Consider the following 12,045-nt stretch of genomic DNA (forward strand, 5'->3'; position numbering starts at 1 on the left):
AGGGCCGACATAGTTCGATCTCGAACTGTGGCCCTTCTCAGACAAGGGATGATTGAGCGATTGACGGTGGATCGTCAATACTTCCCGCAGAAAAAGTTTCCGTTCCTCGTCCGAAACTTCCGGGCTACCGGCGAGTGGGGCGAGGAGGCGCTGTTTGTGGCCAGATCGGCGACAGGCCTTGACCGGAAGGCCCGGCATTCCTAGCTTGTGGCGTCAAAGCTTCCGGGAAATCTTCGAAACATTTCGAGCTGGTCTCTGTTCCCGGAAGTCCGCTCCGCGGTTCATCGGGTCACCTCACCCCTGCCCCCCAAAGGAGTGCCCTCTGATGTGGTTCCGCCACCCGCCCACGGTCTACCTGAGACGTTTACTCGCCGTCCTTGCGCCCTTGCTGCTCGTGGCCACCTTCCTCGGCGCCCAGCCCGCCAACGCGGCGACCGTCGACCCCAACGCCTCGTATGTGCTGGTCAACCGCAACAGCGGCAAGGCTCTGGACGTCTACAACCTGGCGACCGGCGACGGCGCCCGCATCACCCAGTGGACCAGGAACGACCAGGCCCAGCAGCAGTGGCAGTTCGTCGACTCCGGGGGCGGCTACTACCGCATCAAGTCCCGCCACTCGGGCAAGGTGCTGAACGTCCAGAACGGGTCCACCGCCAACGGCGGCGCGATCGTCCAGTGGACCGACACGAACAGCACCAGCCAGCAGTGGCGACTGGCCGACAGCCCGGACGGCCACGTGAGGCTGATCGCGCGCCACAGCAACAAGGCCCTCGAAGTACAGGGCGGCTCCACCGCCGACAACGCGAACATCGTCCAGTACGACGACTGGGCCGGCACCAACCAGCAGTGGCAGCTCGTCAAGGTCGGCGGCAACAACCCCGTCCCGTGCGACCTTCCGTCGACCTACCGCTGGACATCGACGGGCGCGCTGGCACAGCCCAAGGCCGGGTGGGCCTCGCTCAAGGACTTCACCGTCGTCCCCTACAACGGCAGGCATCTCGTCTATGCGACGACACACGGCGCCCCGGGAACGGGAGTGGGCTGGGGTTCGATGAACTTCGGCCTGTTCGGCAACTGGCCCGAGATGGCCTCGGCCAGCCAGAACACGATGTCGAACTCCGTCGTGGCGCCCACGCTCTTCTACTTCGCGCCGAAGAACATCTGGGTGATGGCCTACCAGTGGGGAGGTGGGAGCGCCTTCTCCTACCGGACGTCGAGCGACCCCTCCAACCCCAATGGCTGGTCCGCACAGCAGGTGCTCTTCTCCGGAAGCATCACCGGCTCCGACACCGGCCCCATCGACCAGACGCTCATCGCCGACGGCCAGAACATGTACCTGTTCTTCGCCGGTGACAACGGCAAGATCTACCGCGCCAGCATGCCGATCGGGAACTTCCCGAGCAGTTTCGGCTCAAGCTACACAACGATCATGAGCGACACGAAGAACAACCTGTTCGAAGCCCCGCAGGTCTACAAGCTCCAGGGCCAGAACCGCTACCTCATGATCGTCGAGGCGATCGGCTCGCAGGGCCGCTACTTCCGCTCGTTCACGGCCACAAGCCTGAACGGCTCATGGACACCCCAGGCCGCGACCGAGAGCAACTCCTTCGCCGGCAAAGCCAACAGCGGCGCCACCTGGACCAACGACATCAGCCATGGCGAACTGGTCCGCGCAAGCGCCGATCAGACCTTCACCGTCGATCCGTGCAACCTTCAGTTCCTCTACCAGGGACGCGCCCCCAACTCCGGTGGCGAGTACGGTCATTGGCCCTACCGTCCGGGTCTGCTGACACTCCGGCGCTGACGGCGTGACACCAGTCCGGTTCCCCTAGGAAGCCGTGGCGGCGGGCTCGGCGGAAGGCCGAGCCCGCCGCCACGGACTGCGACCTACTCGGCAGGGCCCAGCAGGAGGGGCTCCCCGTCCTCGAAGCCGACCTCCACGCGCAGGGGACCCGCGACGCCGGGCACGGTGTGCAGACCGCTGGGCTTTCCTCCGCACCAGCTTTCGATGACGTCGGCCGGGCCGGCCACCGGCCCGCGTGCAGGGCGGATGGTCCGGCACGGTACGAGTCCTGGACGCCGCCATGGGCGGACTCGGGCTGCCCGGTGAGCGCCACACCGGGCAGCCCGTCGTCACCTACCCCTACATCGGCTCGCACCTCGCACTCGCCGTCGCCCCGACCGAGAAGTGGATCTGTAGCGGCAACCAGGACGCCTCCATCCACTGTGCCGAGCCTCCCCGCACCCGCGACGGCAGCGAACTGACCATGTCCGGCTACCCGGAGAAGGTCTCCCGCCTCGCCTTCGACGACACCGGCTGCCGGCTCGCCGCCGACGGCGCCCCCGACCTCACGGTCTGGGACTTCTCCGGCAAGGGCCCGGCCGGCACCGCGCCCCGCCAACTCCGCTGCCACGAGACCGTCACCGCGCTCGCCCGGCGGCCCGGGCCCACCGGCCACCTCGCCGGCGGCGGCCGCGACGGCACGGTCGCGCTCTGGTACGCCACCGCCGGACAGCCCGCGGGCCGTCTACGACCGGTACGTACCCTGGACGACATGAACTCGCCCATAGCCGCGCTGACCTGGACCGGCCCGCACCTGCTGATCACCGCCCACCGGGACGGCCGGATCCGGGCGTACGAGGTGCCCTCCAGGACCGCCCTGTGACCCCGCGCACGGTGACCGTCGGCGCGGCAGGCGCACGTCCCTGCACGCTGGTCGTCTGCCGGGGCTGCTGTTGCGGCAACCCGCGCAAATACCCCGGCACCGACCACGCCTGGCAGCTGGACCGACTGCGCGCCGCGGCGGCCGAACACGGCTTCCAGGTCCGTACGACGGACTGCCTCGGCCCCTGCGACCAGGCCAACGTCATGGTCGTCCAGCCCTCCGCCGCCGGACGCCGGGCCGGCGGCAAGGCAACCTGGATCGGCTTCGCCATGGACGACGACGTCACGGACGACGTCCTGCGCTGGGCCGCCGACGGAGGCCCGGGGGTGGCAGCGCCCTCGGCCGCGCTGGAGCTCCAGTTCGTCCGTCCGCCGCGCGAGGCACGAGCCCGTGCACGCCGCTGAGCCGGTGCCTCCGGGCAACACCGTGGGCGGTCGAGGTCGCCCAACACGGCGCCGGGGTACGGCGTGACCGGTGGCGGCACGCTTCAGACTCCGGATCAGGACGGCGAGCACACACCGTCGTCCTGATCCATCGGCTCGCCTGGAAGGCTGATCCCATGACTGTGTCCGACTCCCCCGAGTTCCTCCAGATCACCCGGCCGCACGAGATCACTCCGGATCTGAGAGAACAGTTGGTCGACTGCTGGACAGCCGTCATCAACGCGGGCGGCGCGGTGATCGCGCCCGGGATTCCCCTGCCGCCCGTCAGCGTGCGGGACGTCGTTCCGGCGGCGGAACGGCTCATCGACGGGCTCGACCCGGAGCACGGCCGGCTGCTCGTCGCGACCGTCGGCGGAACCGTCGCGGGCTGGCTGGTCATCCGCCGGGACCCGCATCCGCTGATCGCCCACTGGGGGGTGGTCAACCACGTGCAGACCCACCCACGCTTCCGCCGACGGGGAATCGGCACCGCCCTCATGACCCGCGTCCGGGAGATCGCCGCTCAGGACCTGAAACTGGAGCAGCTCCGGCTCAGTGCGCGAGGGGGACTCGGTGTCGAGCACTTCTACCGGAGCCTGGGCTGGACCGAGGTGGGCCGGTGGCCGGGTGCGCTGCGCGTGGCCCCCGGTGACGACCGTGACGACATCCTGATGTGCCTCGGCCTGTGAACCGTCAGGTGAACGCGCCCTGTACGAACCTTGTCCACTCGTAAAGCGAAGGTAAGGCCCCTGCACCACAGGGCGTAAACAGACCGAGGAATGGAAAGGGGGTATACGGCAAAACCGCGGGAAGTGTCGGACGTGCCCGGATCCGGGCGCGCCGGCCTCAGTGGGAGGGGTACCGCGTGTGGGCGGACGGCACTTGCATCTGGCACCCCGGCTCGGACCGCGGCTCGGATCGCTGCTGGACTCGGCCGGCTTCCTGCACATGCTCACCGACGCGCTCGGCTCGCCGCTCAACGTCGTGGTACCGGACCAGATAGCCGAGAACCTGGAGCGGTTCCGGTCGGTGTACCGCAAGCACCATCTTTCGGGCCAGGTCTTCTACGCCCACAAGTCCAACCGCTCCAGCGCCCTGCTGCGCCGGCTCGCCGCCACGGACGCGGGGGTGGACGTCGCGTCTTTGGGCGAGCTTCAGCACGCACTCGGCGCCGGTTTCACACCCGACCGGATCACGGCCACCGGCCCCAAGAACCCCGAATTCCTGTGGCTGGCCGCCCGCACGGGCGTCACCGTGAGCGTCGACGGCGAATCCGAACTCGACCAGCTCGCCGCACTGGTGCGCGCCCACAAACTCTCCCCCGTACGCATCCTGCTGCGCCTGTCGGGATTCGAGACGTCCGGCGTCAAGGTCCTGAGCCGGCCGAGCCGCTTCGGTACGCCCGTACGGGAGTTGGATGCCCTGCTCAAAGCGGTCGACCGGCATGCCGACGCGGTCGAGCTGACCGGCGTCGCCTATCACCTGGACACCACCAGCGTCGCGGAGAAGGCGACGGCCCTGGAAGGCTGTCTTCAAGCCCTGGAGGAGTGCCGCAGCCGCGGCCTGCGCCCCCGGGCCGTGGACATCGGCGGTGGATTCGGCGTCGACTACCTTGCCCACGGGGAGCAGTGGGAGCGGTACACCACCGAACTCACCGCCGCGGTGCTGGGCAGACGCACGCCCCTGACCCGGGGCGGGCACGGCTACGGACTGCGCAACGAGGCCGGTACGCTGCGCGGCGCCCTCGGGCTCTACCCGGCCCACCGGCCGGTCGCCGGGGCACGGTACCTCGACGAACTGCTGTCGCAGCCCGCCGCCTCCCTGGGCGGCCGCCCCCTGGCCGCACTGCTCCTTGAGCACCTCCACGACCTGTACACGGAGCCCGGCCGGGCGCTGCTCGACCAGTGCGGGATCACGGTGGCCAAGGTGCTGGAGGTGCGCTCCCCGGACACCGGTGCCGAACTGCTCGTACGGCTGGCGCTGAAGGCGAACGACGTCGCCCTGGAGGAGCACGGCGTGCTCATGGACCCCGTCGTGATCCCCAGGAACGGCACCGGGACGGGTGCGGACACCGGCCAGGAGCCCGTCGCCGTCCACCTGTTCGGCAGCCTGTGCCTGGAGACGGACATGATCACCCGGCGGACGGTCTTCCTGCCGCGCCGTCCCGCGCCGGGCGACCTGATGGTTTTCGCCAACACCGCCGGCTACGCCATGGACTTCCACGCCACCCGCGCCCAGCTCCAGCCCGTCGCCCGCCAGGCCGCCGTCTGGCGGGACGGCGACGCGTGGCGCTGGTGCCTGGACGACCAGTACTGGCCGATCACGCTCCCAGGAGAACCGCATTGAGGTACGACAGCATCACCGAGGCCATAGGCAACACCCCGCTGGTGCGCATCGACCCGGACGTGCACGGGCTGCGGAACATCGACCTGTACGCCAAGCTCGAACTGCTCAACCCCTTCGGCTCGGTCAAGGACCGGGCCGCCTGGAACATGGCGCGCCCGCACCTGGGTGAGGCGGTCGAACACGGCAGCCAGGTCGTCGAGTTGTCCAGCGGCAACACGGCGAAGGCGCTCGCGGTCATCGCCGGCATGCACGGGCTGGGCTTCAAGAGCGTCACCAACCGGATGCGGGTTCCGGAGATCAAGGACCTCCTGCTGCTGCTCGGCGCCGAGATCGAGGAACTGCCGGGCCAGAGCGAGTGTCTGGACCCGACCGCGACCGACGATCCGCTGACCCTGTTCCACCGGAGCCTGTCCGCCTCCGGCAACGCCTATCTGCACACCGACCAGTACTTCAACGCGCGCAACACCGAGGCCCATCTCACCGGCACCGGACCGGAGATCGTGAAGGACCTGGACGGCCGGGCGCCGGACTGGTTCGTCGCGTGCGTGGGCACCGCGGGCTCCTCGACGGGCGTGGCCCGCGTCCTCAGGGAGACCGATCCGGCGGTGCGGGTCGTCGGCCTGGTCGCGGCCAAGTCCGACTTCATCCCCGGCATCCGCACCATCGACGAGGTGCAGGAAGTGGGCCTGTTCGACCCCGACACCTACGACACGATGGAGTCGGTGAGCTCCGACGACGCGATCGAGGGGATGCTGGCCCTCAACCGCCGGTGCGGCATTCTGGCCGGACCGACCGGCGGGGCCGCCTACTTCGGCGCCGTACGTCATCTGCGGGAGGTGGACGCGGAGTTGACGGAGCGCCAGGTCGCGGTGTTCATCGTCTGCGACCGCGTGGAGAGCTATCTGAGTTACGTGCGGCAGCGGCGTCCCGACCTGCTGGGCCGACCGCACCGGAAGAACTCGCCGGCCGACCTGACCGAGGCCGAGATACGCACGGCCCCCGCCGTCGGCGTCACCGACGCCCAGGCGTGGATCGCCTCCGACCGCCCGCTCGTCGTCGACCTGCGCAGCCCGTACGCGTACGCCGCGCTGCACATCGACGGCTCGGTCAACATCGTCGACGAACTGTTCGCGGAACTGGTCCGGGGCGGCCTGCCGTTCAGCAGGCGGCAGCCGGTGCTGCTGGCGTGTCCGGTGGGCGAGCAGTCCGCCCGGTACGCGGCGCTGCTGACCCGGATGGGACACCCGGACGTCCGCAGCCTGGCGGGCGGCATCATCGCGTGGCGCGACGCCGGCGCGCCCCTGGTACGGGACTGAGCGCCATGACCGCACCCACGACCCGCGACCACGGCCCCGCCGACCTCGACGACCTGCGCTCCTGGCAGCGCGAGGTGCGCGCCCAGTTCCCGATCTTCTCCGGGCAGCCGGATCCGGCCTCCCCGGAACCCGCCTACCTGGACAGCGCGGCCACGGCACAGAAGCCGCTGGCCGTCCTGGACGCGGTGCGGACGTACCTCACCACCACCAACGCCAACGCCGGGCGCGGCACCTACACCTGGGCCAACCGGACCACCGACCTGGTGGAACACACCCGCGACCGGGTCAAGGAGTTCCTGGGCGACGCGTACCCGGAGCGCTCCACCGTCCACTTCACCGGCGGCACGACCGAGGGCCTGCGCACGATCGCGCGCGACTGGCTGCCCGCCTTCCTCTCCGACGGCGACGAGATCGTCGTACCGGTCGCCGACCACCAGGCCAACATCCTCCCCTGGCTGGAGACCCAGCAGGCGCTCGCCCGGCAGGGTGTGCACGTCCGCGTCCGGCCCATGCCCTACCAGGCGGGCTCCGGGGACTACGACCACATCGCGCTCGCCGAACTGGCCGGCCCTCGCACCCGGTTCGTCGCCGCCACCCACGTCCACCACGTCTACGGCGGCGACATGAACCCGCACCGCATCCGCCGGGCGGTCGGGCCGGACGCGGTCATCTGCCTGGACGCCGCCCAGAGCGTCGGCCACCTGCCGGTGTCCGTGGCCGACCTGGACGTCGACTTCGTCGTCTTCTCCGGGCACAAGGCCCTGGCCCTGCCCGGCACCGGTGCGGTCTGGTCCCGCCAGGCACGCGGGCCGGCCTTCGCCCCCGGCGGCTGGAGCGGCACCCCGAACACCGCCGGTATCGCCTCCCTGGCGGCGGCCCTGGACTGGCTGGACGCCACCGGCCTCGACCGCATCGAGCGCTGGACGGTCGCCCTGGCGGCCCGGCTCACCGAAGGACTGCGTCACCTGGACGCCTACGAGATTCTCGGCTGTCCGCTCAGCCTGGCCGCCGACTCCACCGTCCAGCGCCGCCAGGGCATCGTCACCTTCCGGCACCGGGCCATCGACTCGGGCGACCTCGGGTTCATCCTCTTCAGCCACGGCTTCATGGTCCGCTCCGACAGCCACTGCCAGGGCAGCGCGGGCGAGAAGACCGACTCCGTGCGGGTGAGCCTGCACGCGTACAACACACGTGAGGAGATCGACCGGTTGCTGTCCGTTCTGCACGGACTCCAGTGAGACACGCGGGCGAGCGGAACGGACCGACAAGCAGAATGGAAACCGTTTTCACCTGTAGGCTCTGAGGAGCAAGGAACGACAGGTGCGAGACGGCGAGGTGGCACGAGCCGATGGGGCTGAGCATGGCGACGGCCGCGCGGTGGGTGGAGCGCTGGGAACGACAGCAGCAGCGGTACGCCGTCGACCGCGAGGAGCGGTTCACCGTGATCGCCGACGTCGTCGAGCACATCACCGCGGGCCGCGCGGACCGGCCCCTCGTCGCCGATCTGGGCTGCGGCCCCGGCTCACTGGCGGCCAGACTGGCCCGGCGGCTGCCGGACGCGGACATCGTGGCCGTGGACATGGACCCCGTGCTGCTGGAGCTGGCCCGCACCCACCACGCCGACGCGGCCCGCTACGTCGACGCGGTGATCGGTGAGACCGGCTGGACCGAAGCGCTGGACCTGGACCGTCCCCTGGACGCGGCCGTCACGACGACGGCACTGCACTACCTCGACGACGACACCCTGCGCCGTACGTACCGGCAGCTCGCCGCCCTGCTGCGGCCCGGCGGTGTACTCGTCAACGGCGACCACCTCCCGCAGGACCACTCCGGCCCGGCCGGCCTCACCGCCCACGTCGGACACCGCCGGGCCGACCGGCAGCAGGCGTTCGCCCACGAGGACTGGGAGTCCTGGTGGACGGCCGTCGCGGACGACCCGGAACTGGCCGACCTGCTCGCCGAGCGCCGCCGCCGGACGGCCACCGTCACCGGCAAGGACAACGACCTGCCCCTCTCCGACCACCTCCGCCTGCTGCGCGAGGCCGGCTTCGGCCAGGCGGGTCCGGTGTGGCAGTACGGTGAGAGCTACGTGGTCGTGGCCGTCCGATAGCGCCCGGTGTCCGGCCGCTCATCGCGGCTCTACGGGTGGCGCGTCCGGGCCGCCGCGGAGGTGCGGGGCCACGCTGCGAAGCTTTTCGCAGGTCTCCTCCCACTCCCGTTCCGGTGTGGACTGCCCCATGACTCCGGCTCCCGCGCGCAGCCAGCTGCGTCCGTCGCGCTGGAAGACCGTGCGCAGGACGAGCGCCGCGTCGAGGGAGCCGTCGGCGTCGGCGGTGAACACGGCCCCGGCGTACAGGCCTCGGGGCTCGCTCTCGTAGCGGCTGATGGTGCGCAGCGCCTCCGGTTTCGGGCAGCCGGTGGCGGTGATCGCGGGGAACAGCGCGGCGAAGGCCTCCCAGGGGCTTCGGTCGTCGGCGAGGTGTCCGGTGGCGCGCGAGGCGAGGTGCTGCACCGAGCCGCGTTCCCGGACCGTCATGAACTCCTCGACCACGACCGTTCCCCGGCGGCAGATCCCGGCCAGTTCCTCGACGGCCAGACGCACGGAGAGGGCGTGCTCGTGGACCTCCTTGGGGTCGCCGAGCAGGTCTGCCCGCAGCCGGGCGTTCTCCTCGGGACGCGGGCCGAGGGCGCGGGTGCCGGCGAGCGGCTGGGTGGAGACGCGGCGGGTGCCCGCCTCGACCTCGACGACCGTCTCCGGGCTGAAGCCCGCCGCCCGCCAGCCGCCCAGGTCGAGCAGGAAGGACCGGGCCGGAGTGTTGGCCCGGCGGCCCGCCAGGTAGGTCGCGGTCAGGTCGAGGTCTGTGGGCGCGGGCAGCGGCAACGGGCGGGAGAGCACGGCCTTGTCGAGACGTCCCGCCCCGATGTCGGCCACCGTCCGTGCGACCGCCTCCCGGTACTGGTCCTCACCGGCCCGCAGCAGTTCCTCCGCGTCGGGGAGGGGCCGGCCCAACTGCCCTGTCGGGCCGGCCAGGGCCTTGACCATGAGGGACAGGTGCTCCGGGTCGGCGGTCCGTATGCGGGCCTCGCCCGGCGTGAGGGCGACCTCCGTGGACGGCAGCATGAGGTGGAGCAGCGGGGCGTGGCCGGTGTCTCCCGTGCCCGGGTGCAGCAGGTGGGCCAGTTCGAAGGCCGCCCAGCCGTACACCCGCCAGTCCTGGTGCGGCAGGTGTGCCAGCGCGTCGGCGATCTGCTCCAGCGGCGCCTCGCCGAGGGGCCGGGCCACGGTCCGGCTGCCGCAGCGTGCGGTGATCCGCCCGGCGTCGAGGGTGACGGTCGCGGCGGGACCGGCGGCGTAGATCCAGGTCCCGCCGCGTTCGTAGACGACGTACTCGCCGCCGAGGCCCGCGCGGGCGAGCCTGACCGCCGCCTCCGCCGGGTCCTTGGGCGACTCGACGGTGTGCTCGGGGCCCGGTGCGGGGAGGGTGTCGGCCCAGGAGGCCCAGAAACCACCGGGTGTTCCGGGTGTGCGGGACGTACCGGAGACACGGGAGGTGTCGATCGTGCCGGTCATGAACGGGGGTTCCCTTCCGTGCGCCGCGAGCCCTCGGCCGAGAGCTGCCGGGCCAGCGTCGTCAGTGCCTTCTTGTCGGTCTTGCCGACGGCCGTCACCGGGAGGGCGTCGAGGGTCTCGATGCGGTCGGGGATCTTGTACGGGGCCAGGCCGCGTTCCCGGAGGAAGGCGGCGGCCTCGTTCCTTCCGGGGGCCGTGGCGCCGGGTACGGGGACGACGAAGGCGCAGGTGCGCTCGCCGAGCAGATCGTCCGGGACCGGTACGACCGCCGTGTCCAGGACCGCGGGGTGTTGGACGAGCTGCTCCTCGACCTCGGCGGCGGCCACCTTGTCGCCGCCCCGGTTGATCTGTTCCTTCACCCGGCCCTCGACGACCAGATGGCCGGTGGGAGTGCGCCGGACGAGGTCGCCGGTGCGGTAGTGGCCGTCGGCGGTGAACGCGCTGGCGTTGTGCTCGTCGGCCCGGTAGTAGCCGCGCAGGGTGTACGGGCCGCGGGTGAGGAGGCGTCCGGTCGTGCCGGGCGGGACGTCGCGGTCGTCCTCGTCGACGATACGGATCTCGTCGTCGGCCGACAGCGGCCGGCCCTGCGTGTGCAGGACCACCACCTCGGGAGCGTCCGGTTCCGTGTAGTTGAGCAGGCCCTCCGCCATGCCGAACACCTGCTGGAGGACGGGGCCGAAGGCGGCCCGTACCTGGGCGGCGTGTTCGGGCAGCAGCCGGGCCCCGCCGACCTGGAGCAGCCGCAGGGAGGACAGGTCCGCCTCGCCCCAATGGGTCGCCGCCGCCCACATGCGGGCGGTCGGCGGCACCAGCGCGGTGGTGGTGACCCGTTCGCGGGCGATGAGGGCGAACGCCGCGTCCGGGTCGGGCTCGTCGGTGAGCACGGCCGTGCCGCCGGCGTACAGGGCGCCGAGGACGCCGGGGCAGCCCAGCGCGAAGTTGTGGGCGACGGGCAGTGCGGCCAGGTAGACGGTGTCGGGGCCGAGACCGCACAGTTCGGCGGAGGCCCGCACGTTGTACGCGTAGTCGTCGTGGGTGCGCGGGATCAGCTTGGGCAGCCCGGTGGTGCCCCCGGAGACCAGGAGCAGCGCGACCTCGGAGGCGTCGTCCGGGGCCGGAGGCAGCTCGTCGGTCCCGGGACCGTCGAGCGGGAGGTGGGCGCCCGGGTCGCCGGCCACCAGGACGTGCCGCAGTTCGGGGCACTCCTTGAGGACCTCGGCGGCGAGTTCACGGTGGTCGAAGCCCTGGTGGACGTCCGGGACGACGTACGCCACCGCTTGGGACAGCCGGCACAGGTGGGCGATCTCGCTGCGTCGGTGCAGCGGCAGGGCCAGGACGGGGATCGCGCCGAGCCGCTGTAGGGCGAAGAAGACCGTGAAGAACTCCGGGACGTTGGGCAGCTGAAGGACCACCCGGTCCCCCGCGCGGAGGCCTAGTCCGGCCAGCCTGCGGGCGACGCGGTCGGCGGACCGCTCCAGTTCCGCCCGGTCCAGTCGTCGTTCGCCGTGCACGAGGGCGGTGCGATGGGGGTGGGCGCGGGCCCAGGCCCGCACCAGCCGGTCGAACGTCTCGCCTCGCCAGTGGCCGGCCTCCCGGTAGCGCGCGGCGAACTCCTCGGGCCAGGGCGTACAGCCGTCGAGCAATGGGTCCCCCTTTGGTCGTGTTCCGAGTCGTGTCCTGCTCGGCAGGGTCTTGTCGATTCCGTCCTTCATACTGTAGGAAAT

At 71.2% G+C, this 12,045-nt stretch carries 11 protein-coding genes; 8 read left to right on the forward strand and 3 right to left on the reverse strand.

Going from position 1 to position 12,045, the window contains the following annotated elements; translation table 11 throughout:
* Positions 1-325 precede the first annotated feature (325 nt).
* Positions 326-1,804, forward strand: a complete 1,479-nt coding sequence (locus tag SLINC_RS07040; RefSeq protein WP_067428029.1) for a non-reducing end alpha-L-arabinofuranosidase family hydrolase — start codon at positions 326-328, stop codon at positions 1,802-1,804.
* 83 nt (positions 1,805-1,887) lie between these two features.
* On the opposite strand, the gene SLINC_RS47905 is transcribed toward SLINC_RS07040, so the two are convergent.
* Positions 1,888-2,031, reverse strand: a complete 144-nt coding sequence (locus tag SLINC_RS47905) for a hypothetical protein (RefSeq protein WP_159425327.1) — start codon at positions 2,029-2,031, stop codon at positions 1,888-1,890.
* A 53-nt stretch (positions 2,032-2,084) separates the two neighbouring features.
* Between SLINC_RS47905 and SLINC_RS07045 the strand changes: the two genes are divergently transcribed.
* The 7 genes from SLINC_RS07045 (at position 2,085) to SLINC_RS07075 (ending at position 8,860) form a co-directional block, all read left to right on the forward strand.
* Entirely contained in the window at positions 2,085-2,666 is a 582-nt protein-coding gene (locus SLINC_RS07045) for a WD40 repeat domain-containing protein (RefSeq protein WP_107406797.1), read from the forward strand.
* On the forward strand, positions 2,663-3,070 hold the full coding sequence (locus SLINC_RS07050; RefSeq protein ID WP_067428030.1) for a hypothetical protein: 408 nt from the start codon (positions 2,663-2,665) through the stop codon (positions 3,068-3,070). The genes SLINC_RS07045 and SLINC_RS07050 overlap by 4 nt, the downstream gene beginning before the upstream one ends.
* 155 nt (positions 3,071-3,225) lie before the next feature.
* Positions 3,226-3,777 carry a GNAT family N-acetyltransferase gene (locus tag SLINC_RS07055; protein ID WP_067428031.1) on the forward strand — a complete coding sequence of 184 codons (552 nt, stop codon included), beginning with the start codon at positions 3,226-3,228 and terminating at the stop codon, positions 3,775-3,777.
* A 178-nt stretch (positions 3,778-3,955) separates the two neighbouring features.
* Entirely contained in the window at positions 3,956-5,434 is a 1,479-nt protein-coding gene (locus SLINC_RS07060) for an alanine racemase (RefSeq protein WP_067428032.1), read from the forward strand.
* A complete protein-coding gene (locus SLINC_RS07065) occupies positions 5,431-6,750 on the forward strand; it encodes a pyridoxal-phosphate dependent enzyme (RefSeq protein ID WP_067428033.1) in 1,320 nt (439 codons plus the stop codon). Before SLINC_RS07060 ends, SLINC_RS07065 begins: the two co-directional genes overlap by 4 nt.
* Before the next feature lie 5 nt (positions 6,751-6,755).
* Positions 6,756-7,988: an aminotransferase class V-fold PLP-dependent enzyme gene (locus SLINC_RS07070; protein WP_067428035.1), complete on the forward strand. Its 1,233-nt coding sequence runs from the start codon at positions 6,756-6,758 to the stop codon at positions 7,986-7,988.
* Positions 7,989-8,098: 110 nt separating this feature from the next.
* Positions 8,099-8,860 carry a class I SAM-dependent methyltransferase gene (locus SLINC_RS07075; RefSeq protein WP_067428037.1) on the forward strand — a complete coding sequence of 254 codons (762 nt, stop codon included), beginning with the start codon at positions 8,099-8,101 and terminating at the stop codon, positions 8,858-8,860.
* Between the two features lie 18 nt (positions 8,861-8,878).
* Here the strand turns inward: SLINC_RS07075 and SLINC_RS07080 are convergent, their stop codons facing one another.
* On the reverse strand, positions 8,879-10,321 hold the full coding sequence (locus tag SLINC_RS07080; protein WP_079164439.1) for a salicylate synthase: 1,443 nt from the start codon (positions 10,319-10,321) through the stop codon (positions 8,879-8,881).
* Positions 10,318-11,964, reverse strand: coding sequence for a (2,3-dihydroxybenzoyl)adenylate synthase (locus tag SLINC_RS07085; RefSeq protein WP_067428039.1), 1,647 nt, complete (start codon positions 11,962-11,964; stop codon positions 10,318-10,320). The genes SLINC_RS07080 and SLINC_RS07085 overlap by 4 nt, the downstream gene beginning before the upstream one ends.
* Positions 11,965-12,045: the final 81 nt, after the last annotated feature.

The organism is Streptomyces lincolnensis (genome assembly GCF_001685355.1).
In the GTDB taxonomy this organism is placed as follows: domain Bacteria; phylum Actinomycetota; class Actinomycetes; order Streptomycetales; family Streptomycetaceae; genus Streptomyces; species Streptomyces lincolnensis.